Here is a 26,117-nt window from a genome sequence, read left to right as displayed (position 1 = left end):
GACTACCATCTTGAACAGAAGAACGACGCGTACGCGCGAAGTTCACATCTGGGGCTATGGCGCAGCTGGTAGCGCACCACACTGGCAGTGTGGGGGTCACGGGTTCGAATCCCGTTAGCTCCACCATCTCACCCGCTTACCGCTCAGGTAAGCGGGTTTTTGCTTATCTGCCTGCAGAATATAGGACCCAGCAAGACTGCGATATGGAATAGGTAGACGCATATCTTCACTGGTATGCCCGTCGTGCAGTATTTCTGCTACGTAGCACCCAGTGGAAGTGATTTCAGTACGTGTGTAGCGGATTTATCAGCGGGTCTTTCCTGTCGTGGATCTCCGCGGGTAGCAGTACTGGTTGGATGGGTGTAAAAATTTTACATGTCTTATCCCAATGCGTACGGTCTGGGGCGTGGCGGAGGTTTTAGGCTTATTTTTTCTTTCCTAACAGCTGAGAACGTGATCTTTTCTTTCCTATCGAAAGAAAACGTAGTTTTTTCTTCCAGCTACCGTCAAAGAAAAAGACTAGAGCACCTTAAATTCCTGGATGAAGCTCTAGAAAGAGAGTGGGAAAAAGACGATGAGGAAAGCATCAAGAAACAGATAAAGGAGATAGAAGGAAAATTCTCCGGCAAACACTGGGTACGGCAGCCCTCCTGGATGGAAGTCGCGATTGCAGGGGCGATGATAACATCGCTGACGTTAATCGTATCGGGGGCTATTTTCTTTGTCTCTCACATACTCTCTGAACACATATTGCGTGAGAATGGTTAGGAACAAGGCGGGGTTCTCGCCTTAGAGCTAAGGATTTTGATAATCGGGATTCTCCTGTTCCTTATTATTGTTTTGAGCGCGCCTATCCTGCTGGATTGGCCTGGTAGTAAAGCCCCGGATACGCGCAAGAAGAAGAAAAATGGGGAAAGCGTTAATGAGGACATAGAAACCGCCTCCGAGATGATTCCTCTAGCCTTGCCTGTGCGGTGAGGATAGAGACCTTATTTTTTGGTTGTTGCCTGCCTCATAGAATGGTCACTTCTTTGTGTGCCCGCACTATTGCGCCGAGATGTCGGCCGTGCACCCGCTCCGCAGCCCAAAGATCCACCCTGGCGAATCACTAGCGCCCGACTCTTTGATCTTCACCTCAAAGATTGTCGCAAGACGCTCTAGCCTCAATTCCGAACCGGCATCTTGGGTAGTCTGAGGCATGGGGGGGTAGCCGTTGGAGTACCAATGGTGCTCCATGCATCCAGCCTGATGGGACTGAGAACATCGGGGCGTGATTCGGCCAGGTGCCGGACTCGGGCGATTTTGGGGTAAGCGGGGGTAAGGACAAAGTGATATGCCCTATCTGGGCAAAAGCAGCTGAATCAATTCGTGACGATGCGTAGCGTTATGGGAAGAAACGAATGGTAAGCGCTAATCAGACAGTCTGATTGAAAAGGGAAACCACTAATGGAAAAGAACATCATCCAGCAGTTCGCAGCAGGGGAAGCGACGATGGACGACGTGAAACGAGCACTCGACAACGAACCGAAGGGTCCGGAAATCGACCGCAGAAAGATTCCGGTGCGCGACGACCTGCCGTTCATGGACAACCTACTAACCGAGATTCGGGTGGCAAAATTCCGCGGGAAGATCACGACGGAACAAGCAAACGAAATGTACGAACACGCAATCAAGAGAAACAAGTAACCTCACACGCTATGCTGCGTGGAAGCGAGGCTTTCTTTCGCTAACCGAAAATAGCCGCGCATGTTGCACGGTTTGTCACTTCACCGTCATCCAACCACAGTCGCCTGGCCTGCAGCTCCCTAGCGCCGCCGCGGGATGAGCCGAGCTGAGTTGAGGATAAAAGCGGTTTCTCGACATGGATGAACGCTGCAAACACGGGGGAGAGCAGTCCATACGAGGCAAGGACCATGCCAAGGATGTCGATGGCAACGGTGCCGATGAAGTTGAACATGATGATTTTTCGGGCACGTTTGGCCACGTGGACAGTGTGCGCAAGGTCGTTGAGATCAGAGCTGATAAGGACTACGTCTGAGCTTTCTTGAGCGATATCGGTGCCTGATCCCATGGCGATCCCCACGGTGGCATGCGCTAGAGCGGGGGCGTCGTTGACTCCGTCGCCGATCATTGCAATCGTGCGTCCGGCGGTGCGTTGTGCGTCGATAATGGCGAGTTTGTCGTCGGGAAGCAACCCTGCGTGGACTTCGTCGATACCTAGCTCGGTTGCGACGTCCCGTGTTGTGGTCTCCTGGTCGCCGGTGAGCATCATGGTTCGCAGCCCGAGTTTCTTCAGGCCCGTAATGGCAGATTTCGCGGAATCACGGATGGCATCAGCCAAGAGAATCGTGCCTGCATAATGTCCGTCGATGCTGATGTGGACGGCAGTAGCGGTACCGTGGGCATCAACCGTATCCGGCGCACCTGATACCAGGGAACGGTTCCCTGCGCGCACCGTTTTACCTGCGATTATGACCGTCACGCCTTGCCCTGGTTGATAAACAAAATCTTCAGCCTGGCCGATAGGAAGCCCCTGCGCGCGAACATATGCGACGACAGCTTGCCCTAACGGATGCTCGGAATAAGATTCAGCGGTTCCTGCCAGCGTAAGCAGATCTTCGCGGTCAATGCTTGTCGACGGCACGACCTCCACGACCGTAGGGACGCCGGTAGTAAGGGTTCCTGTTTTATCGAAAACAATCGTATCGACGCTAGAAAGTGCTTCAAGGTGGGCGCCGTCCTTGATAAACGCTCCATTTCTGGCGATTCGGGCGATGGCCGCTAAAACTGCGAGCGGTGTGCCAGCCGCGATTCCGCAAGCGCCAGCGACAACAACCACGGCAATCGTGGCCTTGAGATCGTGGGTAATGAGGTAGGTGATCACGGCGCTGGACAAGGCGAGATACACCAGCCATGCTGCGAGTTTATCGGCGAGGCGCTGTGCTGGTGGTTCTGTGGATTGTGCCTGTTCCACTGCCGCGATGATTCGTCCGTAGGAGGACTCAGTGCCGACTCGTTGTGCACGAACTTCGACCACACCGATCTGGTTGATTGATCCGGCAAACACCTCATCGCCGACCGTAATATACACAGGCAGGGGTTCTCCGGTGATACGTGATTGGTCAGCGCTTGATTGACCGGAAATAACGGTCCCATCAACAGGTATGCGCCCACCCGGGGACACGATGACGGTGTCTCCTGCGACAACCTCATGCAAGGGCACCAGGATGGTCTCATGGTCGCGTCGGACCTGCACTGTCTCGGGGAGGAACGTCATCAGGTCAGTCAAGGCCCCGCGACCGCGATCCAGCGAAAGATCTTCTAAGATCTCTGCGGCCAGGGCGAAAGCGGTGATCACCAAAGACGTTATCCACTCACCGATGGCTGCCGAAGCGACAATTGCGATGAACATGGACAGCTCCATGCTCATCTTCCTATGACGCAAGTCCTCAAAGGCTTCGAGCGCGATTGGCCAGCAGCCCACCACCAGGCCAAGAACCGCGATGACCGGCATCGTCGGCTACGGCCACGTGAATCCTAGGGCGAGCGCTACTGCGCAGAGTGCTACGAATAAGGTGCGCGCGAGGTCTTCGCGGTCGATGCGTCGCCATAAGCTACGCATATCTGTTGATGAGGTACTCATTGTGCAGCGCCAGGAGTCTCGATATCGGCAGTAATAGAACCGTCAGGATTGCGATGGTGCGTCGGCGCAGAGCGCACCACATGTTGCTGAGCGTGGAACACGGCGTGCGTGACGAGCTCGCGGGCGTGATCGTCGATAAGCCGATAAAAGACTCGATTGCCATCTTGGCGAGCCTCGACGATCTTTCCCCAGCGCAGTTTTGCTAGATGCTGCGAGGTGGTCGTGGGGGCTTTGCTAATTTCTTCTGCTAGCTCATTGACGGATTTTTCCGTGTCGCGCAAAGTCAGGATGATATGATGCGCACTCGTGTGGCATCCGAAAGCAGGGCGAACACCTCGGCGGCGAAGTTGGCGTATTGGCTCTCCGGGTTGAATGTGCATTTCTTAGTATCTTCACGCATGCTTAGATATTAAGGTTTGAGGGGGAAAGTGGCAACCCTGTTGTGTCTGTTTATGGGCTGGGTGCAAAAAGAAGTCGCTCTCCCCGGGATTACCTGGGTAGAGCGACTATATGGGCTAACAGCGATTAGCGGAATAGCTGAGGGAGTCGATCTTTGAAGAAGAACCAGATAGCTCCAGCAGCTGCGCTGATGATGGCAAGCGCGCCGGCGACCCAGGGGGCGTAGGTGCGGAAGGGGGAGTTAAGGCTTTGCGTGTGCTCGACGTGAACGTGGCAGGCTGGCTCGCTGCTGTCTTTCTCGGTAATAGGGAAAGTGAGTCGTTTTGTCACTTCTTGTTTTTGGATGTCATCTTCCGTCACCGTGTAGGTGTAATCAATTGCAGCAAAGTCATTTCGACTCAGGTATGTCTGATCACCGTCGTTGGTTATTGGCTTTATGACGATTTTCCTCATGGTGTCAGGTGTGCCGTCAATTTCGGGAGGGCTGCTGATGGCGACATCGATTTTGGTCATAGAAGTGTTGGTAATCGAGATTTTGTAGTTGATTGTGTCTCCTGCCGCTGCGTGCCGGGCGAATCCCCAAGATGTTTCCACGGGGAGCAATACAGCGGGTGCGCTTTTGCATTCGTCTTCGATTTTGTTTGTCGCGCCCGCTGTCGGGGCAGCAACCAAAGCGGACGCTGCGGTGGCGACTGCTCAGGTCAGTGCGATTGCTGTTCGTTTTACACGATTTTGGGAGGGGGCGGCGGGCTTCATGAGGGCCTTTCGGGAGAGAGGGATTGTTAGATTTGCCTGTTAAAGATATGTATGGTGCATGCAATAGATCTTGTGCACCTGGAGGTAAGCACAGAAGGTGCCCTAACCAGAGATTCTTGATTAGGGCATGGGGTGTGACTGCGCTATCGGAATAATTGAGGCAGTTGATCTTTGAAGAAGAACCAGATAGCTCCAGCAGCTGCGCTGATGATGGTAAGTGCACCAGCCACCCAGGGGGCGTAGGTGAGGAAAGGAGATTTAAGGTTTTGTGTGTGCTCGGTTATTGCGTTGCAGAGGGGGTTTTGTGCATATTCTTCTGTGAGTGGAATATTAATTTTTATCAACGCTTGATTTTTCGATATCGGCAGCAGTAAGTGCATGGGTGTGCGAGGCTGTGACACTTTCGCCTTGGTTAAAGAGCTCAGGATTTTTTCCGAGTGAGTGGACGAATTTTACTTGTCCATTTTCGGCGTATACGCCGTCGACGTCGGGGGGTACTGTAGCTGCGACTCCCAGTATGGCAGCTCCTTTTTGGAAAGAAACATTTGAGATCTTCATCTGGTAGGTGATCGTATCGCCCACCTTTGCCTGTTGAAAGCTAGACCAGGAAGGCGTCACGGAAGTTAAAGAGTAGTCAATGCCAGCACATTGCCCTTCGAGCCGCGTTGCCGCACTTGCCGCAGGTGCCGCGACGAGGGTGGAAGCCGCAGTGGCAAATGCGCACGTTAACGCAATTGCTGTTCGTTTGGCACTGGTTTTAGACGGAGTGGTGAGCTTCATTGCTTCCTTTCGCGGAGTTCTGGCTGGCGCAGCGGTTAGGGTCCAAATCCCTTACAAAGAATTACCTTTGATTTTGTTGACGCGTCTTTAATCTTAGTTAAGCTTAGTCGTGTGGCAGTATTTGTCCATATCGGGAAAAATTTATCCCATTATTGCTGGTAAATGCACATTTTGCGGGGGATTGTGTGGGGTAGTGTTAAATTGGGTCCGCTTATCTCTCGCTTTTTATTTAAAGGTATCGCATATCGCATCAAGGCTTGAGTAAGTGAAACTTCTTATAGTAGAAAAGCTGCCGAGCCTTCGGTCTTAGAAATGTTTCACGTGAAAACTTAAATAAAAAGCGTGAAATCATCACCCCTCAGAAGCCTGTTCTTTTCTGGCCGGTATGTGACAATAGGTTGCATGCAAGGTGAGAAAGTTATGTCGCGTGAGGGCGTCGAAAAGCTAACAAAACTGCTTGTCTCCGGCGAGGCTTTGCGCTGGATTCGCGAGTTTGAGGCTTATCGCTCGGGGTTGGCAAACGTGGAGGAGTGTGATCGGCCGGATAAGCGGACAACCGTTTTTGTGGACGCTGCGGACCTGGTGTGGGCATGGATTTCAGAGCCGGGGGATAATTTTCGACGTTATGCTGAAGAACTGATTTCTCGCGAGAAAGCCGAGACCACTCCTGAAAGTGTGGATTTTCCCGAATTGACTGCCCTCTGGCCAGATTCGGAGATGACTGTCTTGTCTCAGGTGGTGGAGCAGTGGGAGTTTAGCCACCCGCCATTTGTGGGGATGGTCGATGCCGATGGCGGAATTATTCGTTAGCCTGAGGCCACCCCTAGATGTGACGAATATAATTCCAGTTAGGTAAAGATCGCGCTTTTTTGGTGCGCCGCTGGGATTATGGGTGGCATGGATAACAATTCTGAGGCGATAAGGGTATTAGGGCAGGACGAAATTATAGAAAGGCTCCGCGGCGAGCCCGTTGGTCGGATCGTTGTTCGACGTAAAGACGATATGGACGTCTTTCCGGTGAACTACGTCGTTGACACCTCGCAGGGGGAGCCACGTATTTATTTACGCACGGCGGAGGGGACAAAGCTGTTTACAGTGAATCTGAACCCCAGGTGCTCTTTGAGGTTGACCAGTTTAATGAAGAAGCTGGTTGATCGGTGGTTGTCCGCGGCACTGCGCATGTGGTGAAAGATAGTGCCGAAATTCAGCGTGCAGAGACTCTTGACCTGCGCCCATGGCTGCCGACATTAAAGTACAACTTTGTATGCATTCCCTGCCGGGAGTTGTCGGGGCGCGCGTTCGTTTTTGGTGAAGAGCCGGAACGTTACTAGCAGCAGGCTTATCGACGCCACCACGTGTCGCCTGGTTCTACTGGTAGATGGCGCTTATGCTCGCTGACATTCCATAAGTGCTCGATGCGGGCGCTAGCTTCCTCGGAAACTTCGTCGGTGCCTTCGATGTAGGCATCAATATCGGAATAAGTGACGCCGAGGGCGGCCTCGTCGGGAAGCGCTGGGCGCTCTTCCTCCAAGTCTGCGGTGGGGACTTTAAGCCACGTGGAATCTGGGGCGTCAAGGGCTTGTAAAAGCTGTGCCCCTTGGCGCTTGGATAGTCCCGCGAGGGGGAGGATGTCGGCTGCGCCGTCGCCAAACTTGGTAAAAAAGCCAGTGACGTTTTCGGCGGCATGATCGGTGCCGATAACCAGAAGTCCCTTTTCGCCGGCCAAAGCGTACTGTGTGATCATCCGTTGGCGCGCTTTGACGTTTCCCTTATTAAAGTCGCCGAGTTCTTCTATGCCCAGGGCTTGGGCAACGTCTGCTGCACAGGCATCCGTGGCGGGCTTGATATTAATGGTGACGCTATGGTCTGGCTGAATAAAAGCAAGGGCGGTTTGGGCGTCGGCCTCATCTGATTGAACACCATAAGGCAACCTGATTGCCCAAAATTCTGCGAAGCGCCCTTCCTTGCGTAATTTTTCTACCGCCAGCTGGGCTAAACGCCCGGCCAATGTTGAGTCCTGTCCGCCGGAAATGCCAAGGGCAAAGCCTTGTGCGCCGGACGAGGCGAGGTAGTGGGCAAGGAAGTCGACGCGTGCTGTAATTTCTTCAGCAGGATTGATGGCTGGCTGGGTGTGGAGTCGGCGTTTAATCGTGTTACGTAGTGTGTCCATGATGCCATCTTAGTTTTTCTCCCGTCGGGTGCCGTTGGGCGTAGAAAAATGAGGCGAGATCAGCGGGTCGGGGACGTTGGGCACCAGGGTTTGGTATTTGCGTGCTTGGTAAGATAACATCATCCCTCGTGTAATGGCAGGTTTTCTACCTATGCGAAAGCATGTGAGTGGAAACGTGCCCAAATAACCGTGAAGCCTCTCTATGGCTTTTCTTGGAGAAGAAAGGAGCGCCCGATGAAGGTCCGCAAGTCCCTTCGGTCGCTGAAGAACAAGCCGGGCGCTCAGGTTGTCCGTCGCCGCGGCAAGGTTTACGTGATCAACAAGAAGGATCCTCGTTTCAAGGCTCGCCAGGGCTAGGATATTTTTTTGCAAACGACCACCTCTCGGGGTGGTCGTTTTTGTTATGTACAGGGAGAAAAGGGGGATTGTTGGGGAGAGGAGTACTTTCCACGCTCTATAACTTTTCTATAACGAAAAAAATTTTAGCGAGGGAGTGAGCTGGTCTTATGCAGGGCGGGGAAAACTTTGTTGTGACTTTCGGCCGGGTGAACATGAGTGTCACCCGCTAGATGTAGTGGCGGGGGCAAATGCCGTACTGGGAATTCCTTTGATGTAACTACTATATATTGTGCCTGTTGCGTATTTTGACCACTAACTATAGTGTCTTCTTGTGTCGCCGGAACGGCTCGGAGAACAGCGGAAATGAAGAATTTCCGCCCGTATCCCCTCTGCTGTGGTGTTGTTTGTATAGAGCACCGCATGTTCTCCGGGGAACAACATACGTTGTTAACTATGTCGTTTCGGTCCTAGGGACCGTTTGCTCAAGAGTTAGGAATTGTGCGCCATGTCGATCACCGTCTACACCAAGCCAGCTTGTGTTCAATGCAATGCCACCAAAAAAGCCCTCGATCGTGCAGGACTTGATTACACGCTCGTAGATATCAGCCTCGACGATGAAGCCCGCGATTACGTGATGGCTCTTGGTTACCTCCAGGCTCCGGTCGTTGAGGTAAACGGTGAGCACTGGTCAGGCTTCCGCCCCGAGCGCATCAGCTCGCTGGTGGCACAGGTTGCCTAATGACCTTGTCTTCTGAGCGCCGTGACGGGGCCAGGGACTTCTAGGAAAGCCCGAGTGAGACAATAGGTCTTGCTTGGGCTTTTATACATAAGAGCCAGGACGCAATGTTTAGGAAGGTAGCCGGAGATGCTCGTCGTCTATTTTTCTTCTGCAACGGAGAACACGAAGAGATTCGTGCACAAACTAGGTTTTCCTGCCAAGCGAATCCCATTGCATAAGTCTTCCCCTGAACTGGTTGTGGACGAACCCTATGTACTGGTGTGTCCCACGTATGGCGGGGGAGCGTCGATAAGCGGTGGCAATACTAGGCCAGTTCCGGCGCAGGTGATCCGCTTCCTTAACAATGAGCACAATAGAGGGCTGCTGCGCGCGGTTATCGCAGGAGGCAACTCTAACTTTGGCCTTGACTTTGGCAAAGCCGGAGACATGATCGCAGCCAAATGCAAGGTGCCCTACGTGTATCGGTTTGAGCTTTTGGGTACGGATGAAGACGTTCGGCTGGTCCGCGATGGCTTGCTTGGCAACGCGGCTGCGCTGGGCCTGCTTCCTGAGCCTGTGGCGTAAAACAAGGGGCTCGCTCGTTTCCGTAGAACCGTGGGGTCCCATTATTTAATACTCGCCTTCTCCGTGAGCGTTGACTCCGAGAAGAGTCTAATTTCATAACATTTTCTATATCCGCACATCACCATTATTTGAAAAGGTAAAGGTTTCTTCGTGTCGCAATCTTTGGGAAAACACGTTGCTGAGCCGGTGTCTCGCATCGAACAACTCGACTACCACGCGCTTAACGCGCTACTCAATCTTTATAACGCGGATGGAAAGATCCAGTTTGATAAGGATCGTGAAGCTGCAAATCAGTTCTTTTTGCAGCACGTTAACCAAAACACTGTCTTTTTCCACGATCTTGAGGAAAAGATTGAGTACTTGGTTGAGAACAACTACTACGAGCCCGAAATTATCCAGAAGTATGAGTTCGCGTTTATTAAGGACCTCTTCAAGCAGGCGTATGCCCACAAGTTCCGTTTCAAGTCATTCCTTGGGGCGTATAAGTACTACACCTCCTACACGCTAAAAACTTTCGACGGACGCCGCTATCTTGAGCGCTTCGAGGATCGCGTGTGCATGGTCGCGCTAACGCTTGCCGACGGCGACCAGAACCTCGCCCGCAACCTCGTTGATGAGATCATGACTGGTCGATTCCAGCCAGCTACCCCTACCTTCCTCAACTCCGGTAAGGCACAGCGCGGCGAGCCCGTGTCCTGCTTCCTCTTGCGTATTGAGGACAACATGGAGTCCATCGGGCGTTCCATCAACTCCGCGCTGCAGCTGTCCAAGCGCGGCGGCGGCGTTGCCTTGCTCCTGAGCAACCTGCGTGAGGCTGGCGCACCCATTAAGAAGATTGAGAACCAGTCTTCCGGTGTGATCCCAGTGATGAAGCTGCTTGAGGATTCTTTCTCCTACGCAAACCAGCTTGGTGCACGCCAGGGCGCAGGTGCCGTGTACCTCAACGCACACCACCCAGACATCCTGAGCTTCCTGGATACCAAGCGCGAAAACGCAGATGAAAAAATCCGCATCAAGACGCTTTCATTGGGTGTTGTGATCCCGGACATCACCTTCGAGCTGGCTAAGCGTAACGACGACATGTACCTGTTTAGCCCCTACGACGTTGAGCGCGTCTACGGTAAAGCCTTTGCCGACATCTCTGTGAGCGAGCACTACGCCGAGATGGTGGAGGACCCACGGATCCGTAAGAGCAAGATCAACGCGCGCGAGTTCTTCCAGACCATCGCGGAGATTCAGTTTGAATCTGGTTACCCGTACATCATGTTCGAGGACACTGTGAACAAGGCAAACCCCATCGAGGGTCGCGTGAACATGTCCAATCTCTGTTCCGAGATCCTTCAGGTGAACACCCCGTCCCTATTCAACGACGATCTTACGTACGAGGAAGTTGGCGAAGACATTTCTTGTAACCTGGGCTCGCTGAACATCGCGATGACGATGGACTCACCAGACTTTGCCAAGACCATCGAGACAGCGATCCGCGGACTTACCGCAGTATCAGAGCAGACTGCTATCAACTCGGTTCCGTCGATTCGCAAAGGCAACGACGCAGCGCACGCTATCGGTCTTGGTCAGATGAACCTTCACGGCTACCTTGGCCGCGAGCACATCTACTATGGCTCTGAAGAAGGCCTCGACTTTACCAACGCCTACTTTGCCGCTGTTCTCTACCAGTGCTTGGTGGCCTCCAATAAGCTGGCTCGCGAACGCGGACGTACTTTCGCCGGCTTTGAGACCTCCAAGTATGCGACTGGCGAATACTTTGATGACTTTGATCCCGCAGATTTTGCGCCTAAGACCGAAAAGGTAGCAAAGATTTTTGCGGACTCCTCGATCTATACGCCAACGGCCGCTGATTGGGCAGACCTTAAGGACGCCGTGGCCGCTCATGGTCTCTATAACCGTTACCTTCAGGCCGTGCCACCAACGGGATCGATTTCCTATATCAACCACTCAACCTCTTCTATTCACCCAATCGCATCCAAGATTGAGATTAGGAAAGAGGGCAAGATCGGTCGCGTTTATTATCCAGCGCCCCACATGGATAACGAGAACCTCGACTATTTTGCGGATGCCTATGAGATCGGCTTTGAAAAGGTTATTGACACGTACGCCGTAGCGACGAAGTACGTGGATCAGGGGTTGTCGTTGACATTGTTCTTCAAGGACAGTGCGACTACCCGTGATATTAACCGTGCACAGATTTATGCCTGGAGAAAGGGCATTAAGACCTTGTACTACATCCGTCTGCGTCAGGTAGCCCTGATGGGAACTGAAGTAGAGGGCTGCGTTAGCTGCATGCTCTAACCTCAAAAAGGGGATGGCCCACCGCTTTCGCGGTGGGCCATCCCCCTTTTTTCTCAGCGTGCGCTGGGCGGTTTAGCGCTCGGCGAGCTCGGCGTCGATACGCAAGATTCCGGAACCAGTATCTGCGATGCGCAGGCGATCCAGGATCTCCTTGACGGTTGCTTCCTCTTCAATCTGCTCTTCTAGGAAGCGATCGATGAGCGGGCGTGAATCGTAATCCTTGACGGAATCGGCGATCTCTGCGAGCTCGCGGATCATGGCCGTGACTTTCTGCTCGTGTGCGAGGGAAGCCTCGAATGCTTCGATTGCAGAATTCGCATCGAGCTTCGGCGGTGCAATATCGCCGATCTGCGGGCGGTAGTCGCGATCAAGAAGGTGCTTAGAGAACTGAGCCGCGTGATCGAGCTCTTCCTTATGCTGAGCCTGCATCCAGTTGCGCATTCCGGTGAGAGAAAGATCGTCCAGGATGTAGGAAAGCTGAAGATAAACCATGGAAGCTTCAAGTTCGGCGGTGATCTGGTTGTTAAGGGCTGCTGCTAGATTTTCATTGATACTCATGGAAGTGATACTAAGTAGCAATAACGGATGTGTCACCTTAAGTTAGCCCAGCATAACAGGGATTTTTGTTGTTGGGTTGCCTAACTTAATGGCGGGGATTGTGGCGGTAAGTAAAGTGCTACTGAAAGTGAAATGAAAAGCTAGAAGGTGGTAAAGGCCACACTTTTGGGGCAGGTGGCTTGGATGTGCGCTCAGGTTTAACTTAGGGTATGGCACCCTATGGGGTCGCGGAATTGTGTGACTAAGATTACATTTTGGTTGTTGTTGGGTAGTTGCTGCCGGTCGAAGAAGTGGGGAGCCTTATAGTTCCTTCCGGGGCGTTGTGGGGTAGAATCGACGAGTAATAAGCTGCCCCGGGTCTGTGCGTAAGGCTGGCCGTTGTGCGTCGAAAAGCGGCATGCTTTTGACTGCTGGGTAAGGCAGGGAAAATTCCGAAGTAGGAAAGGTGAAACGGTGGAGTCTTACGATTCTTATCTCGAATCACATAAAAAGCCGGTCTCTGCAATTAACTGGAATAGCATTCCTGATGAAAAAGATCTTGAGGTGTGGGATCGCCTAACCGGTAACTTCTGGCTCCCTGAAAAAGTCCCAGTCTCTAATGACTTGAAGAGCTGGGGAACTCTCAATGATCTGGAAAAGACCACCACCATGCGGGTCTTTACTGGTCTGACCATGCTGGACACGATCCAGGGTACGGTTGGCGCCGTGTCGATGATTCCAGACGCGATCACCCCGCACGAAGAGGCTGTATATACCAACATTGCCTTCATGGAAAGCGTGCACGCCAAGTCTTATTCCAACATCTTTATGACGCTTGCCTCCACCGGGGAGATTAACGAGGCGTTCCGGTGGTCGGAAGAGAATGAGAACCTTCAGAAAAAGGCCAAAATCGTTCTTTCCTACTATGAGGGCGATGACCCGCTGAAGCGGAAAGTTGCCTCGACACTTCTGGAGTCATTCCTTTTCTACTCCGGCTTCTATCTGCCCATGTACTGGTCGAGCCATGCCAAGCTGACCAACACGGCAGACATTATCCGACTGATTATTCGTGACGAGGCCGTGCACGGTTATTACATCGGATACAAGTATCAGCAGGCCGTACGACAGCAAACGCCAGAGCGTCAGGAAGAATTGAAGGAATATACATTTGACCTTCTTTATGACCTCTATGATAACGAGATTCAGTACACGGAAGATCTCTATGATGATCTGGGGTGGACTGAAGATGTAAAGCGCTTCCTGCGTTATAACGCCAACAAGGCGCTCAATAACTTGGGATATGAGGGATTGTTCCCGGCTGACGAGTGCAAGGTTTCGCCGGCAATCCTCTCTGCGTTGTCACCTAACGCCGATGAGAACCATGATTTCTTCTCTGGCTCTGGTTCCTCCTATGTGATCGGTAAAGCCGAAAACACCACCGATGATGACTGGGACTTCTAGTAGGGAGTGCTAGAAAAACAGCGAATAACCGCCGTGCAAAAATTCTTCTTGAATTCCTCTTGTGCAGCGGTTTTGTCTATTTTTGAGCAAGGGGAATTGGGTGTATGGGGGGCCTTGGGCGGAACCTGCTTTGAAATGGAAAATGTGATCTGACACCCCATTCATCCTTTGGATTGATAACCGCTGGGGGTGGGGTAGGGGCGCTTTGTGGGGGTGGCGTATAAAAACGCACCCTTTTTACTATGTGGTGCGTATCACTGGAACTATCTGGAAAATGCTGTACTTTTAGCGGAATTGGTTGCCCGGTTATGTAAAACCCCAGATAGACATTTCGTTTTGCAGGTCATCGCGCATAAACTTAGCTGAATTCCAGCCGGCTGTGGCTGGCTTACGTACTTACGCTGCCATAAGATGGGGCAGTGTAAATTTAGTCGTCTTCGTCACTTGGGGCGAGGCGGCTCACAAGTCAGGAGGATCGTATGACCGCTGTGGCGCTGAGGCTCGAGAATTACTCCGAGCCAACAAGGCCCGCGCCGACCGGCGGTGCCCGTAAGGGCACCCTGGCCTGGAAAATGCTAACCACCACCGATCACAAGCAACTGGGCATCATGTACATCATCATGTCCTTTGTGTTCTTCTTCCTCGGTGGACTTATGGCACTGCTTATCCGCGCGGAGCTTTTCTCTCCAGGGCTGCAGTACCTCTCAAACGAACAGTTCAACCAGCTCTTCACGATGCACGGCACCGTGATGCTGCTTTTGTTTGGTACTCCCATCGTGTGGGGCTTTGCTAACTACATCCTGCCTTTGCAGATTGGTGCCCCGGACGTTGCATTCCCTCGTCTGAATGCTTTTGGTTTCTGGGTCACCATGATTGGTGCCGTTGCCATGCTTTCCGGCTTCCTCACCCCTGGTGGTGCTGCGGACTTCGGCTGGACAATGTACCTCCCGCTGGCAGACTCCATTCACTCCCCGGGAATTGGCTCGGACATGTGGATTGTTGGCGTTGGTGCAACTGGCGTGGGCACGATTTCCTCCGCTATCAACATGATCACCACGATCCTGTGTATGCGTGCTCCGGGTATGACCATGTTCCGCATGCCAATTTTCTGCTGGAACATTTTCGTGGCATCCGTCCTGGTTCTCATGATCTTCCCGCTCTTGACTGCTGCCGCCCTAGGTGTGCTGTACGACCGTAAGCTTGGCGGACACCTTTTCGATCCGGGCAACGGCGGCGCCATCATGTGGCAGCACCTGTTCTGGTTCTTCGGACACCCCGAGGTATACGTCCTCGCGCTTCCGTTCTTCGGAATCGTCTCCGAGATCATCCCGGTCTTCGCACGTAAGCCAATGTTCGGTTACATCGGCCTGGTCTTTGCAACGCTGTCGATCGGATCGCTGTCTATGGCCGTGTGGGCACACCACATGTTTGTTACCGGCGCAATCCTGCTCCCGTTCTTCTCCTTCATGACCTTCTTGATCTCGGTTCCTACCGGCGTGAAGTTCTTCAACTGGCTTGGAACGATGTGGAAGGGACATGTCTCCTGGGAGACTCCGATGACATGGACCATGGGCTTCCTGGTGACCTTCCTCTTTGGTGGTTTGACCGGCATCATGCTGGCCTCGCCTCCGCTAGACTTCCACATCTCTGATACCTACTTTGTAGTTGCTCACTTCCACTACACCTTGTTCGGTACCGTGGTGTTTGCTTCCTTCGCTGGTGTGTACTTCTGGTTCCCCAAGATGACCGGACGCATGCTCGACGAGCGTCTGGGCAAGATCCACTTCTGGATCACCTTCGTGGGCTTCCATGGAACCTTCCTGGTCCAGCACTGGTTGGGTAATGAGGGCATGCCGCGTCGTTATGCTGACTACCTTGATTCGGATGGCTTTACCACTCTGAACCAGATCTCTACGATCTTCTCGTTCCTCCTCGGAATGTCTGTGCTGCCATTCATCTGGAACGTCATCAAGTCGTGGCGCTACGGCGAGGTTGTTACCGTCGACGACCCATGGGGTTATGGAAACTCCTTGGAGTGGGCTACCTCTTGCCCGCCACCACGACACAACTTCACTTCGCTGCCACGTATTCGTTCCGAGCGTCCTGCGTTCGAGCTCCACTATCCGCACATGGTTGAGCGGATGCGTCGTGAAGCGCACGTGGGACACCACGCGGAGCCGGTTACCAAGAAGACTAGCTAACGTGCAGTAGCGACTGATTACTCTCTGACTTAAGTCGAGGCCTAGAAAAAATCTAGGCCTCGACTTTTTGTTGCGCTGCTGTTTTTTGGGTTGGAGAAAGGGGAAGGGGGCTTCTGTCAGCTAGATAATGTGCTCATAAATAGAGGGAAAGACGAGGACAGTCCAAAGTTTGGCAGTCTAGGAGGATTTGCAATGCACCTTTGGAGGTGCTGCTGACTTATCTCCAGGTAATGCTTGATTGCTTCCTCGGATTGGCCGTTGTTGGATAGCTTGTTAGTGGAAGATTGGGCCTCTTTGAGCTGCTTATTCCAGGCGGCTACCTCTGCCTGGAGGTTCTGGCATGCGGGCAGTACTGGCTTATCTGTTGCATGAGCCAGCGTGCTTGTGGCGCCGAGCGCGAAAGATAGCGCAACGGTGGTGGTTATGAGGACACGGGTAACAGTGGTCTGAAGATGCATATAACCCTAACTTCTTTAACGTTAATCAATTGTTAAGTTAATTTATATGTGGGGTTGTTGTTTATCAAGTGTTTTTGTGGTTCAAAATTTATGTGCGCTGCGTGATTATCGTTATATGAAGATGGAGGGGGTAGCTGTTTTGTGCTTGGAAAGGGCTATCACTATATCTGCAATCGTATTTAGAGCTATTTCTTGCATAAAACTTAAGCGGTGCGCGTCCGTGTATAGCTGATTTGGCAGTATTAAAGTATGAAATCAGCTACTAGAGATACGATCATCAATGCTCTAGGGGCGTCTCGGATGGGCTGTATCTTTCCGATACGCAAAACAATAAAAAGCAAGCGCTTGAGCTTTATAGATGGAGCGTCGAGCTAGCGGCATCAATCCAAGAAACATTAGGTATTACAGAGGTGATTCTACGTAACGCCATGGATGGCCAATTGCAAAGTGGAATCGTAACGAGACCGGAAATGATAGTTGGCTCCTTGAGGATCCTGCTTCTCCACTACGAGGCCTTACTCAAGGAAAACGCCGAGAAGCAGTAAAGCGAGCAGAGAACTCTACAAAGAATCGTTCCACGACTCATCCTCGTTGTGGAAAGCCAATTACGCATGATGATGTTTTGGCGAACACCATGTTTGGAATGTGGAAGGACATTCTTCCAAATCATGCTCCCAATGCTCGTCCGGAGAATACAAAAACAAAAACCGTATTCGAATGTGGGAAGAAGCACTAAAACAAGCCTTTCCACATGTATCAGATCCTGATGGGAAAGAGACTTACTGGCGGGTAGCGCATCTCCATTTACTCAGAAATCGAGTGTCGCACAATGGACAGCTTGCTCAACGTTGATGCCCCTGATGTCATCGGCGATGCATTTTCTCTTGTAAGAAGCATAAATCCAGTTCTAGAGCAGTGGCTTACTGGAACGAGCACTGTGAAGAAAATTTATTCCACGCGCCCCTGATAGAAAAAGAAAAAGCCTACAGGCGCAATTTGTCCTGTAGACTTTTTCAACTCATAGCGAGGGACCTCGTCCTCACTTTCTCTGAGATCGAGCATACTCGCAGAAGATTTTATTGCAAGTTGCCAAAAAATAGCCCCTAGAAAAATCACAGTAACGGCCTACCCATCTCACTTTGCCGGAGCGATCTCCGCATACGCGGAGAAAAGCAGGCACGTGTCCATTCCAAACGCGTGGCTCAGGAACTACCTCCGCATACGCGGAGAAAAGACTAACTTACCTGCATGTTTACTCACCAAAGAAGTCAAAACAGCCCAAACTGCGTCTGGAATAAGCACATTAACTCCATGTAATCGGTGCGAAAACTAGCCTCCGTTATTAGACCATGACAAAAGTGGGAAAGACCATTGCACACCCCCGCAGGATCCACGAGAAGGCCTAGAACCACAAGACCGAAGGAAGGTACTTTGCCCCATAGGATGGAGAACAAGCGCGTGCTCGTTGATGCGGCGTCCGTCATTCCTAAATAGGGGAGTACTGGGAGGGATCGAGAGGCTTCGTGCAACAATAGATCGGTGATTGAACTGGACCAGCCTCAAGTAACTGTTAGCCTTCGCCCAGAGTTGACTCCGGCTGTTATTACTATTTCAGGCCAGGATCGGCAGGGAGTGTCGGCAGCAGCTTTCCGTGTTTTGGCTGCTAACGGCGTGCAGATTCTTGATGTTGAGCAGTCGCAGTTTCGGGGGTTTCTCGGTCTGGCAGTGTTCGCGGGCGTAGAGGCCGCGGGCGTGGAGACTCTGGAGGTAGGTCTTAAGGAGACTCTGAAGACGTATGGGCAGAGCGTCAAGATTGAGCTGCAAGAAGTCGCTCAGTCTTCACGTCCGCGTTCTACGCATGAGGTGGTTATTCTTGGGGACCCGGTGGAAGCTCATGATTTGTCGCGTATAGCGCAGACTCTGGCAAATTTTGATGCGAATATCGATACGATCCGTGGCATTTCTGATTATCCGGTTACTGGCCTTGAGCTGAAGATTACTGTCGCTAATCATGAACCAGGTGCGGCTATGCCTTTGCGAAAAGCCCTGGCCGAGCTCACTACAGAGCTAGGTGTGGACATTGCGATTGAGCGTGCAGGGCTTTTGCGACGCTCTAAGCGTCTCATTTGTTTCGATTGCGATTCCACGCTCATCACCGGTGAGGTTATTGAGATGCTTGCAGCGCACGCCGGTCGGGAAAAAGAGGTCGCAGAAGTCACAGAACGCGCGATGCGGGGCGAACTGGATTTTGAAGAGTCGCTGCGGGAACGCGTCAAGGCTTTGGCGGGTCTCGACGCTAGCGTCATCGGTGAGGTCGCTGATTCCATCGAATTGACGCCGGGGGCAAGAACAACCATTCGGACGTTGAAGCGGTTGGGCTACAAGACTGCTGTGGTGTCAGGTGGTTTTATCCAGGTTCTTGAGGGCCTTGCAGAAGACCTTGGGCTGGATTATGTCCGCGCCAACACACTGGAGATCGTGGACGGGAAGCTTACTGGCCGGGTGATTGGGAAGGTCGTCGATAGGGCAGCTAAGGCGGAATTCTTGGAAGAGTTTGCCCGCGAATCGGGCATAGAAATGCATCAGACTGTCGCAGTGGGCGATGGCGCGAATGACATCGACATGATCTCTGCCGCTGGTTTGGGCATTGCTTTTAACGCTAAGCCGGCATTGCGTGAGATCGCCGATACCTCTGTGAACTCCCCATTTTTGGATGAGGTCGTTCACATGCTCGGTATTACACGGGCCGATATTGATGCTGCAGATGACTCGGATGGAAAGATTCGTAGAGTCCCGCTGCCGCAGCAGAAAAACTAGTATTACGAGCGGTATTCGTCGGCGAGCAGGGAATAGACCATGGAGTCATCAGTCATCGTGGAGGCCTTGGCAAAGGAACCCGGCTTTCTCTGCAACACGCTGGCTGGCCTTGTTGTGGGGGTCTGTGCGTAGTTCAATGCGGCGGACGCCGAGTGAGAATGCATAGTCTACGGCGAGCAGTAATGCTGAGGTCATGAGGCCTTTTCCTCGTGACCATGGGTCAGTCATGTAGCCCACATCCATGGCATTGTGCTCTCCAACAAGTGGCCGTAACTCAATTTGTCCGCAGAAGCGGTCGCTTGTACGGGTCGTAATCACCCACCGCAGGTTGTCGTGTTCAGTCGTGATGAATTCTTTTGCGTTAGCAAGGGCGTAACCTGCGGGAACCGTCGTGTATTTCTGAGTCAACGGGTCAACGCAGGTGGCGGTGAGGTCGTGGGCGTCGGAAAGCAACAAAGGTCGTAGCCTTATCGATTCGTTGCTCAGGGCGGGAACGTGAGCCATGACAAGCCTTCCTAGTTCAATTACCTCGCGACGAGTCGGGCGAGAGCGGCCGCGCACTACCTGCGGATCGTTGGTACGCCAGAAAGCCGGCAGCGATTTAATAAAGAACGCCCCGTAGCGCTTGGTCACGATCCTACGGTCAAGGATAGCCACGACACCGCGGTCCGTCACTGACCTGAGCAATCGGCCTGCGCCTTGAGCAATGAGCAGCGCCGCATGGGTCGCCGCGACCTCCATGAAACCATTTCTGCCTTCTGCGTCGGCTGCGTCTTTACGCGCTTGTAGCAGTGGATCGTCCGGGCGTGGGAAGGGGATTCTGTCGATGATGACCAACGAACACGCCTTACCTGGGACATCCACGCCCTGCCAAAGACTGAGCGTGCCAAAAAGACAGGTGTTTTCTTGCTTAGAAAACTTTTCGACGAGCGCGCCGGTGGTGTCGTCCCCCTGGCAGAGGACGTCGAAAGGCAGGCGGGTGCGCATGGCTTCTGTGGCTTGTTGCGCGGCGCGGCGCGACGAGAATAACCCGAGGGTACGGCCGCCGGCAGCCATGATGAGGTCATATATTTCGTCGAGGACTTCGGGGCTTAAGCCATCGCGCCCAGGGTCGGGGAGTGCGTTGGGGGTGTAGAGAATTCCAGACTTGGCTGGGTCGAAGGGGGTTCCTGCGTCAAGGCTGTCCCACGACCCCTTGGGCAGGCCCCAACTGGCGGCCATCGCGTTGAAATTGCCGCCGATATTGAGCGTGGCAGAGGCTAGCACCACTGTGTTTTCGCTAAAAAGACGGGTGTGGAGCAGCCCCGCGATGGACAAGGGGGCGACTTTGATCATGACGCCGCGGCGGTCGTCGTGAAGCACCCACACAACGTCTTCTTGGCTGGCGGCGTCCTCCTCTTCAAAGACAGAAAGGATGCGGACAACAGAATTGTGCTGGTCACCCAAATGATTTGAGAGAGACATCCGCTCGGCGTGCCGTTCTGGATCGTTTGCTGCTTCACCTTCTGGTACCCGGGATGCGTGTTCACGGAGAGACCAGATGGCATCGCGGAGAGCGATTGTTTGCTGTTTGAGGGACTCAGGAAGGGACGTGAGCCTGCCAGGCTCCACGGCGAGCATCGCGTCTTCCCATTCTTTGGAGATGTCGATGAGCTTTTGGTCTTTGTCTCCCGCACCTAGTTTCCCCGCTCGACGCGAAGACATAGTCAGCGCGGTAACACCGATTTCATTGGTGGCTACGGCTGTGATTCTGCCGTCGAGTTCATGGGCCTCGTCGACGATGACCACCTCATGCTCGGGCAACACGTTGACGTCGGATAATGCGTCGATGGCTAAGAGCGCATGGTTGGTGACGATCACGTCTACATCATGGGCTTTTTTGCGAGCTATCTCTGCAAAACAGTCTTCCCCATGCGGGCAGCGGTTGGCCCCGATGCATTCCTGCGCGCTGACGCTGACCTGCCGCCATGCCAGGTCAGGAACACCGGGGTCAAGGCTATCGCGATCGCCGACTTCGGTCTCGTTGGCCCATTCATAAATCCGTGCCACGTGTTTGCCTAGCCAGGAGAGATCTTCCTCGTCGATCAGAGCGTCTTCTGGTTCTTCGGCCGCAGCGATCTTGTTCATGCAGACGTAATTTGCGCGGCCTTTCATGATGGCAAAGGTGGGTCGTCTGCTCATGTGCGGTTCGAGGGCGTCGGCAAGCTTGGGAAGATCGCGTTCCACGAGCTGCCTTTGCAGAGCGATCGTGGCGGTAGAAACGATGATCGTGGAGTCCGTAGCTTGAGCGTGACGCAGCGCCGGCACTAGGTAAGCCAAAGACTTACCAGTGCCTGTTCCTGCTTGAACCGCAAGATGACGTTCTGATTCGAGTGCTTTGGTCACCGCGTTGGCCATGGATACTTGGCCGTTACGACGGCTGCCGCCGAGGGCAGCTACCGCCGCATTCAGTAATTCATCGGTGGACAAAGCAAGGGGCGAATCTGACATAGGACACAGTGTAGAGGCTGCATCCAACGTTGATTCCCACGGCCCCTAGACCTGCAAAAAGGCTACTTAAAAACCAATGAATCGAGTAGAAAGAACAGGCTCGTCCTTGCTTAGTGCCAGCCCTTCCCACGGTAGTGTTATGAGCTGTTCTGCCAGATAAGCACGGGATTCTTCGAGTGTGGGCAGATTATCCACAACTATTCCGTTACGCATCAAAGGAATGGTGAGCTCATAAGAATTAAGCTGTCCGATCTGAGGGGTCTCGTGTTCATAAGGGAACACGATTTCCTCGACTGCCGTTCCAGTGGCGCGGTGGGTACGGACCGCTCGTTTAGTTCCTCCCACCATGGCTTTTCCTCGGGAGCGCTTGGCCACTGGGTGCCCATCGACTTCTACAAGCTTGTAGACCATTCCAGCGGTAGGTGCCCCCGAACCCGTGACCACAGATGTTCCCACACCGAAGGCATCAACTGGGTTGCCGCGCAGGCCTGCAATAGCGTATTCGTCCAGGTCAGAGCTCACCACGATGCCGGTATTATGCGCACCTAGGGAATCAAGTTCTTGACGCACCTTGCGCGTCATCACACCGAGATCACCAGAATCGATGCGGACAGCACCTAGTTGTGGTCCCGCTACTTCGATGGCAGTTTTAACGCCTTTGGCGATGTCATAGGTATCCACCAAGAGGGTGGTTCCTACCCCGAGGACGTTGATCTGGGATTGAAAAGCTGCCGACTCGTTGGGGGTACCATCATCGTTGACGTGCAGTAATGTCCACGCGTGTGCTGCGGTGCCGGATCCCGGAATCCCATAACGGTAGACCGCCTCAAGATTGGAGGTGCCTACAAAGCCTGCGAGGTACGCGGCGCGTGCGGCTGTGACAGCTGCGTACTCATGGGTGCGGCGGGAACCCATTTCAAAAATAGGACGACCATCGGCTGCCGTGACCATGCGGGCTGCCGCTGAAGCCACCGCCGAATCTGCATTCATGATGGAAAGAATGAGTGTCTCAAGGATTACGCACTCAGCGAATGTGCCACGAATGGTGAGGATGGGGGAATTAGGGAAGTAGAGCTCACCTTCCCGGTAGCCATCGATTTGTCCTTTGAATTCGTATGAACGCAAAAAATCGATGGTGGTAGCGTCCAAGAATGTCAGACTGGCGAGTTGTTCCTCGGTGAAACGGTAATGCTTAATAGCTTCGAGCACTCGGGCCGTTCCTGCGACAACACCATAGCGGCGTTCATTGGGGAGCCGCCTGGAGAAAACCTCGAATGTACAGCTGCGGGATGCGGTGCCGTCGGCAAGCGCTGATTGCAGCATTGTTAACTCGTACATATCGGTGAGCAATGCCGTCGATTCGAATTCAGTCACGCACACAAGTTTAGCCTTGAAAACGATGAGAGCTGAAGCACAAGTCATAAAACGCTTTTGCACATACTTGTGGTGCCGCTCACCACGGACCTCTTTTTGCTCCAGTCTTATAGGACTCTGATAAGGAAAGCCCCATGCGGAACAACGAAGGAATTGGGCTAGGCTGTGTTGTATGCAAGTCAACCAAGAAGATGTGACTCATCCCCTTAACGAGCTACCTTCTGTCGTTTTAGCACCCACTATGGACGTTGTGGTGTCTTCTCCGATGGCTACCCCCGAGCTTGAAGAGGATCTATCAGTGGACGTGGCCTCCAGCGAAAACCTGCCCTGGATGTGCATCGTGTGGGATGACCCGGTCAATCTCATGAGCTACGTAACGTATGTATTCCAAACGATTCTCGGATATAGCAAGCGCCGCGCTATCGAGTTGATGATGCAGGTTCACACAGAAGGCAAAGCCGTGGTTTCCTCCGGGGAGCGCGACAAAGTTGAAGGCGATGTGAAAAAACTCCACACCGCTGGTTTGTGGGCCACGATGCAACAGGGCGGCTAGCCCCTGGGGTCTGCGCCCATGCTCCCCACGTGCGTCCCGTAGCGCTTATACGCGAAAAGCTGAGTGCTCCTTTGATCGAAAGGCATAATCACTATGCAGCCATGGAAGAAAAAGAAAGGCCTCATGCGCGGGGTCCACTTTGTGTGTGCGTTTGAACCAATGGAACGAGAGGTGCTTGGCAACCTTGCGTCCACCGTGAGCGAGGCGCTCATTCATCGTGCACAATCCGCCCCTAAAGACGAGCTGGCAGAACTCACCGGTATGCCTAGCGGACATAAAGAAGCTCCCACCGATCCCGCTCTGGCCCGGCTACTTCCGGATTTTGAAAAGGAAGGCGACGAGGAATTCGAGGGGGATAATTCTTTGCTGCGCTGCCTGCACGAGACGGACATTACGCGTGCGAAGATCGAGCACTTGCAGGTGCTCGGGCAGGCTCTTGGTCCCGACGGCGGTGTCCATGTGGATATCACGGAGCCGGAGGCTCATGCCTGGATTGCGGCACTTAACGATATCCGCCTGTATGTGGCATCTGGGGAAGTCTTTGGAGCAGAAGCCGAAGAAGACCGAGACAGTTTGGTCGAATGGTTGGCATATAACCAAGAGTCGCTACTGACGGCGATGATGGGGTAGCCAAGGCGACTGGCCTAGGAAATGGGGACACCCGATTACTGGCAGCAGGCTGGGCGTTTTCCCAGCGTTTTACTAGCCGTAGGGGATGGAGCTGCGAGATTTCTTTACTAGGATGTGCTTCATTATGACGAACCGATTTAACCCCTACGCTCAATCAGACAGGAATACCTACGGCGGTGTATCAACTAGCGGTGGGTACCTTCTTCATGAGTATGGCGCGCAGTATCTTCCAACGCCGGATTATTCTGCGGATAGGGCGACACAGCGAGGCGTGAACACTAGTTCGTGGCGATCCATGGGGCGCAAACGTTTAGTTGACGCTACCGTACTGGCCTTGGGCTATGTGGTTATCATCTGGGCATTTCATATTGTGAACAACGTATTTTTTGGTGGCACCCTCGCTCAAGGACTTGGCGTGCACCCCCTGGATGGCGCCTCAATCTGGCACATCTTTACGTCACCGCTCGTGCACGGAAACTATATGCACATCTCAGCGAATACTCTCCCCGGGTTAGTCTTCGTGTTCCTCATCGGTCTATCTGGTCGTCGGGCATTCTGGGAAGTCACAATGATCGCTGCGGTTGTCGGCGGCATGGGCACCTGGATCTTCGGCGGGATCGGCACCACCCACATCGGCGCCTCTGGCCTAATTTACGGCTGGCTTGCGTACCTGGTGGTTCGGGGAATCTTTAACAAGAGCTTCTCCCAAGTACTGCTCGGCATGGTTTTAGCCTTTACGTACGGTGGTTTGATTTGGGGCGTTTTGCCAGGCGACGTCGGAGTCTCATGGCAAGCACACCTATTCGGAGCTATTGGTGGAATCATCGCAGGAGCGACCATCACTTCCGACGACCTACCAGCGTTGAAAGCGCGCCGGGAACAGTGGGCTCTTGAGCGCACTTAAAGCCGCTAGCCCGCAAAACGGTTGGTTGCGGTGCTTGTTATACAGTTCCCGCTGACCGGATTAGCATGGACTACGTGATACAAGACCAAATGTCGGATTCCTTAGAAGCAGAAGTGCCGGGCGTGGAGCCATCGATTGTGTACAAGGGCACGATTGATGCATCCTCGCCGATCGGCATTTTTGATTCCGGCGTGGGCGGATTGACGGTGGCCCGGGCAATTATGGAGCAGCTTCCCCAAGAGTCAGTGATATACATCGGGGATACTGCTCACAGCCCGTATGGGCCAAAACCGATCGCTCAAGTCCGGGAGCTTTCCATGCGGATCGGCGATGAGCTGGTGGCTCGCGGGTGCAAGATGATTGTGATCGCTTGTAATACGGCAACGTCAGCCGCGTTACGCGATCTGCGTGAGCGATATAGCATCCCTGTGGTCGGGGTGATTCTTCCCGCTGTACGACGTGCTGTTGCCACCACCCGCAATGGCAAAATTGGTGTGTTGGGTACCCAAGGAACAATTGCCTCGGGAGCATACCAAGAGCTATTTGCCGCTAGTCCAGGCGTGGACGTCTACGCGCAAGCTTGCCCGAGCTTTGTGAGTTTTGTGGAACGCGGCATTACATCGGGCCGACAAATCTTGGGGGTAGCCCAAGGCTATACGGAGGGGCTGCAAACCGCGGGGGTAGACACTCTGGTTCTTGGGTGTACTCATTACCCATTGCTGACAGGAGTGATTCAGCTCGCCGTGGGGGATAACGTCACCCTCATTTCTTCCTCGGAAGAATGCGTAAAAGACGTGCTCAAGACACTGAGCCGCAACGATATGCTTGCCGACGCCACCACAGATAAGCAACCTACTCGCTCTTTCGAGTCCACAGGAGACCCTGCCTTATTTGAGCAGCTCGCTATGCGTTTTCTTGGTCCACATGTGACGCACGTCGAAAAGCTACGGGAGGTGTAAAGTTCATCCACTTAGTGGATACGGCCCCTTTTT

General features: G+C 53.2%; 24 protein-coding genes, 1 tRNA gene and 4 pseudogenes. 17 read left to right on the top strand and 12 right to left on the bottom strand.

What is annotated here, in order from left to right:
- Positions 1-50: 50 nt before the first annotated feature.
- The 3 genes from CBE74_RS22025 (at position 51) to CBE74_RS22015 (ending at position 978) form a co-directional block, all read left to right on the top strand.
- Positions 51-126, top strand: a tRNA-Ala gene (locus CBE74_RS22025).
- Positions 127-375: 249 nt separating this feature from the next.
- Positions 376-768, top strand: coding sequence for a hypothetical protein (locus tag CBE74_RS22020; protein WP_225870277.1), 393 nt, complete (start codon positions 376-378; stop codon positions 766-768).
- A gap of 72 nt (positions 769-840) precedes the next feature.
- Entirely contained in the window at positions 841-978 is a 138-nt protein-coding gene (locus CBE74_RS22015) for a hypothetical protein (protein ID WP_225870278.1), read from the top strand.
- A 66-nt stretch (positions 979-1,044) separates the two neighbouring features.
- Here CBE74_RS22015 and CBE74_RS22010 read toward each other — a convergent pair whose 3' ends face one another.
- Positions 1,045-1,200: a hypothetical protein gene (locus CBE74_RS22010; RefSeq protein ID WP_166741057.1), complete on the bottom strand. Its 156-nt coding sequence runs from the start codon at positions 1,198-1,200 to the stop codon at positions 1,045-1,047.
- A gap of 246 nt (positions 1,201-1,446) precedes the next feature.
- Between CBE74_RS22010 and CBE74_RS22005 the strand changes: the two genes are divergently transcribed.
- Positions 1,447-1,686 (top strand): hypothetical protein, encoded by a 240-nt coding sequence (locus CBE74_RS22005; protein WP_166741056.1) that lies wholly within the window; start codon positions 1,447-1,449, stop codon positions 1,684-1,686.
- Positions 1,687-1,726: 40 nt separating this feature from the next.
- Here CBE74_RS22005 and CBE74_RS22000 read toward each other — a convergent pair whose 3' ends face one another.
- The 5 genes and pseudogenes from CBE74_RS22000 to CBE74_RS21980 all read right to left on the bottom strand — a co-directional run bounded on the left by CBE74_RS22000 (position 1,727) and on the right by CBE74_RS21980 (position 5,578).
- Positions 1,727-3,514, bottom strand: coding sequence for a heavy metal translocating P-type ATPase (locus CBE74_RS22000; RefSeq protein ID WP_233426039.1), 1,788 nt, complete (start codon positions 3,512-3,514; stop codon positions 1,727-1,729).
- Positions 3,515-3,520: 6 nt separating this feature from the next.
- Positions 3,521-3,643, bottom strand: coding sequence for a hypothetical protein (locus tag CBE74_RS21995; protein WP_259493866.1), 123 nt, complete (start codon positions 3,641-3,643; stop codon positions 3,521-3,523).
- Positions 3,640-4,043 (bottom strand): annotated as a pseudogene (locus tag CBE74_RS21990) (ArsR/SmtB family transcription factor). The gene CBE74_RS21995 and the pseudogene CBE74_RS21990 overlap by 4 nt, the downstream one beginning before the upstream one ends.
- A gap of 125 nt (positions 4,044-4,168) precedes the next feature.
- Entirely contained in the window at positions 4,169-4,555 is a 387-nt protein-coding gene (locus CBE74_RS21985; RefSeq protein ID WP_225870281.1) for a hypothetical protein, read from the bottom strand.
- Between the two features lie 573 nt (positions 4,556-5,128).
- Positions 5,129-5,578 (bottom strand): hypothetical protein, encoded by a 450-nt coding sequence (locus CBE74_RS21980; protein ID WP_134316358.1) that lies wholly within the window; start codon positions 5,576-5,578, stop codon positions 5,129-5,131.
- A 402-nt stretch (positions 5,579-5,980) separates the two neighbouring features.
- On the opposite strand from CBE74_RS21980, the gene CBE74_RS21975 reads away from it, so the two are divergent.
- A complete protein-coding gene (locus CBE74_RS21975; protein ID WP_259493865.1) occupies positions 5,981-6,388 on the top strand; it encodes a hypothetical protein in 408 nt (135 codons plus the stop codon).
- Positions 6,389-6,475: 87 nt separating this feature from the next.
- A pseudogene (locus tag CBE74_RS21970) lies at positions 6,476-6,909 on the top strand (pyridoxamine 5'-phosphate oxidase family protein).
- 8 nt (positions 6,910-6,917) lie between these two features.
- Here CBE74_RS21970 and nadE read toward each other — a convergent pair.
- Positions 6,918-7,748, bottom strand: a complete 831-nt coding sequence (nadE, locus tag CBE74_RS21965; protein ID WP_087454455.1) for an ammonia-dependent NAD(+) synthetase — start codon at positions 7,746-7,748, stop codon at positions 6,918-6,920.
- Positions 7,749-7,982: 234 nt separating this feature from the next.
- On the opposite strand from nadE, the gene ykgO reads away from it, so the two are divergent.
- The 4 genes from ykgO (at position 7,983) to nrdE (ending at position 11,700) form a co-directional block, all read left to right on the top strand.
- Complete coding sequence (gene ykgO / locus CBE74_RS21960) at positions 7,983-8,105, top strand: type B 50S ribosomal protein L36 (protein ID WP_003852698.1); 123 nt, start codon at positions 7,983-7,985, stop codon at positions 8,103-8,105.
- A 487-nt stretch (positions 8,106-8,592) separates the two neighbouring features.
- Positions 8,593-8,826 (top strand): glutaredoxin-like protein NrdH, encoded by a 234-nt coding sequence (nrdH, locus tag CBE74_RS21955; RefSeq protein ID WP_087454454.1) that lies wholly within the window; start codon positions 8,593-8,595, stop codon positions 8,824-8,826.
- A 126-nt stretch (positions 8,827-8,952) separates the two neighbouring features.
- A complete protein-coding gene (gene nrdI / locus CBE74_RS21950; RefSeq protein ID WP_087454453.1) occupies positions 8,953-9,390 on the top strand; it encodes a class Ib ribonucleoside-diphosphate reductase assembly flavoprotein NrdI in 438 nt (145 codons plus the stop codon).
- A 150-nt stretch (positions 9,391-9,540) separates the two neighbouring features.
- The gene (nrdE, locus tag CBE74_RS21945; protein ID WP_087454452.1) at positions 9,541-11,700 is read left to right on the top strand and encodes a class 1b ribonucleoside-diphosphate reductase subunit alpha; all 2,160 of its coding nucleotides are present in this window, start codon (positions 9,541-9,543) and stop codon (positions 11,698-11,700) included.
- Positions 11,701-11,772: 72 nt separating this feature from the next.
- Here the strand turns inward: nrdE and CBE74_RS21940 are convergent, their stop codons facing one another.
- The gene (locus CBE74_RS21940; protein ID WP_087454451.1) at positions 11,773-12,258 is read right to left on the bottom strand and encodes a ferritin; all 486 of its coding nucleotides are present in this window, start codon (positions 12,256-12,258) and stop codon (positions 11,773-11,775) included.
- Positions 12,259-12,711: 453 nt separating this feature from the next.
- Between CBE74_RS21940 and nrdF the strand changes: the two genes are divergently transcribed.
- The gene (gene nrdF / locus CBE74_RS21935; RefSeq protein ID WP_087454450.1) at positions 12,712-13,698 is read left to right on the top strand and encodes a class 1b ribonucleoside-diphosphate reductase subunit beta; all 987 of its coding nucleotides are present in this window, start codon (positions 12,712-12,714) and stop codon (positions 13,696-13,698) included.
- A 479-nt stretch (positions 13,699-14,177) separates the two neighbouring features.
- Positions 14,178-15,899, top strand: coding sequence for an aa3-type cytochrome oxidase subunit I (gene ctaD, locus CBE74_RS21930; protein ID WP_087454449.1), 1,722 nt, complete (start codon positions 14,178-14,180; stop codon positions 15,897-15,899).
- 116 nt (positions 15,900-16,015) lie between these two features.
- Here the strand turns inward: ctaD and CBE74_RS21925 are convergent, their stop codons facing one another.
- Positions 16,016-16,357, bottom strand: a complete 342-nt coding sequence (locus CBE74_RS21925) for a hypothetical protein (protein WP_087454448.1) — start codon at positions 16,355-16,357, stop codon at positions 16,016-16,018.
- A 1,539-nt stretch (positions 16,358-17,896) separates the two neighbouring features.
- On the opposite strand from CBE74_RS21925, the gene serB reads away from it, so the two are divergent.
- Positions 17,897-19,174, top strand: a complete 1,278-nt coding sequence (gene serB, locus CBE74_RS21920) for a phosphoserine phosphatase SerB (protein WP_087454447.1) — start codon at positions 17,897-17,899, stop codon at positions 19,172-19,174.
- A gap of 48 nt (positions 19,175-19,222) precedes the next feature.
- On the opposite strand, the pseudogene CBE74_RS21915 reads toward serB, so the two are convergent.
- From CBE74_RS21915 to CBE74_RS21905, 3 genes and pseudogenes are all read right to left on the bottom strand, one after another.
- Positions 19,223-19,633: pseudogene (locus CBE74_RS21915) on the bottom strand (GNAT family N-acetyltransferase); the annotation flags it as partial.
- A gap of 65 nt (positions 19,634-19,698) precedes the next feature.
- Positions 19,699-21,664 (bottom strand): annotated as a pseudogene (locus CBE74_RS21910) (ATP-dependent DNA helicase).
- A gap of 66 nt (positions 21,665-21,730) precedes the next feature.
- Positions 21,731-23,086 carry a nicotinate phosphoribosyltransferase gene (locus tag CBE74_RS21905; protein WP_087454928.1) on the bottom strand — a complete coding sequence of 452 codons (1,356 nt, stop codon included), beginning with the start codon at positions 23,084-23,086 and terminating at the stop codon, positions 21,731-21,733.
- 124 nt (positions 23,087-23,210) lie between these two features.
- Here CBE74_RS21905 and clpS point away from each other — a divergent pair, with 124 nt between their 5' ends.
- The 4 genes from clpS to murI all read left to right on the top strand — a co-directional run bounded on the left by clpS (position 23,211) and on the right by murI (position 26,084).
- Entirely contained in the window at positions 23,211-23,591 is a 381-nt protein-coding gene (clpS, locus tag CBE74_RS21900) for an ATP-dependent Clp protease adapter ClpS (RefSeq protein WP_087454445.1), read from the top strand.
- Positions 23,592-23,684: 93 nt separating this feature from the next.
- The gene (locus tag CBE74_RS21895; protein WP_087454444.1) at positions 23,685-24,221 is read left to right on the top strand and encodes a DUF2017 domain-containing protein; all 537 of its coding nucleotides are present in this window, start codon (positions 23,685-23,687) and stop codon (positions 24,219-24,221) included.
- 85 nt (positions 24,222-24,306) lie between these two features.
- Positions 24,307-25,125, top strand: a complete 819-nt coding sequence (locus CBE74_RS21890; protein ID WP_087454443.1) for a rhomboid family intramembrane serine protease — start codon at positions 24,307-24,309, stop codon at positions 25,123-25,125.
- Between the two features lie 89 nt (positions 25,126-25,214).
- Positions 25,215-26,084, top strand: a complete 870-nt coding sequence (murI, locus tag CBE74_RS21885) for a glutamate racemase (protein WP_375167324.1) — start codon at positions 25,215-25,217, stop codon at positions 26,082-26,084.
- The last annotated feature ends 33 nt before the right edge of the window (positions 26,085-26,117 follow it).

Source organism: Corynebacterium silvaticum (assembly GCF_002162115.2).
Classification (GTDB): domain Bacteria; phylum Actinomycetota; class Actinomycetes; order Mycobacteriales; family Mycobacteriaceae; genus Corynebacterium; species Corynebacterium silvaticum.
Note: the sequence above shows the minus strand (reverse complement) of the source record. Positions and strands in the feature narration are given on the sequence as shown.

Bases quoted from the DNA above. Each gene is read 5' to 3' on its own strand.
- CBE74_RS22020 (WP_225870277.1), top strand. From the start codon at position 376: ATGTCTTATCCCAATGCGTACGGTCTGGGGCGTGGCGGAGGTTTTAGG.
- CBE74_RS22010 (WP_166741057.1), bottom strand. From the start codon at position 1,200: ATGCCTCAGACTACCCAAGATGCCGGTTCGGAATTGAGGCTAGAGCGT.
- CBE74_RS22005 (WP_166741056.1), top strand. From the start codon at position 1,447: ATGGAAAAGAACATCATCCAGCAGTTCGCAGCAGGGGAAGCGACGATG.
- CBE74_RS22000 (WP_233426039.1), bottom strand. From the start codon at position 3,514: ATGCCGGTCATCGCGGTTCTTGGCCTGGTGGTGGGCTGCTGGCCAATC.
- CBE74_RS21995 (WP_259493866.1), bottom strand. From the start codon at position 3,643: ATGAGTACCTCATCAACAGATATGCGTAGCTTATGGCGACGCATCGAC.
- CBE74_RS21985 (WP_225870281.1), bottom strand. From the start codon at position 4,555: ATGACCAAAATCGATGTCGCCATCAGCAGCCCTCCCGAAATTGACGGC.
- CBE74_RS21980 (WP_134316358.1), bottom strand. From the start codon at position 5,578: ATGAAGCTCACCACTCCGTCTAAAACCAGTGCCAAACGAACAGCAATT.
- CBE74_RS21975 (WP_259493865.1), top strand. From the start codon at position 5,981: ATGCAAGGTGAGAAAGTTATGTCGCGTGAGGGCGTCGAAAAGCTAACA.
- nadE (WP_087454455.1), bottom strand. From the start codon at position 7,748: ATGGACACACTACGTAACACGATTAAACGCCGACTCCACACCCAGCCA.
- ykgO (WP_003852698.1), top strand. From the start codon at position 7,983: ATGAAGGTCCGCAAGTCCCTTCGGTCGCTGAAGAACAAGCCGGGCGCT.
- nrdH (WP_087454454.1), top strand. From the start codon at position 8,593: ATGTCGATCACCGTCTACACCAAGCCAGCTTGTGTTCAATGCAATGCC.
- nrdI (WP_087454453.1), top strand. From the start codon at position 8,953: ATGCTCGTCGTCTATTTTTCTTCTGCAACGGAGAACACGAAGAGATTC.
- CBE74_RS21940 (WP_087454451.1), bottom strand. From the start codon at position 12,258: ATGAGTATCAATGAAAATCTAGCAGCAGCCCTTAACAACCAGATCACC.
- ctaD (WP_087454449.1), top strand. From the start codon at position 14,178: ATGACCGCTGTGGCGCTGAGGCTCGAGAATTACTCCGAGCCAACAAGG.
- CBE74_RS21925 (WP_087454448.1), bottom strand. From the start codon at position 16,357: ATGCATCTTCAGACCACTGTTACCCGTGTCCTCATAACCACCACCGTT.
- CBE74_RS21905 (WP_087454928.1), bottom strand. From the start codon at position 23,086: ATGACTTGTGCTTCAGCTCTCATCGTTTTCAAGGCTAAACTTGTGTGC.
- clpS (WP_087454445.1), top strand. From the start codon at position 23,211: ATGCAAGTCAACCAAGAAGATGTGACTCATCCCCTTAACGAGCTACCT.
- CBE74_RS21895 (WP_087454444.1), top strand. From the start codon at position 23,685: ATGCAGCCATGGAAGAAAAAGAAAGGCCTCATGCGCGGGGTCCACTTT.
- CBE74_RS21890 (WP_087454443.1), top strand. From the start codon at position 24,307: ATGGAGCTGCGAGATTTCTTTACTAGGATGTGCTTCATTATGACGAAC.
- murI (WP_375167324.1), top strand. From the start codon at position 25,215: ATGTCGGATTCCTTAGAAGCAGAAGTGCCGGGCGTGGAGCCATCGATT.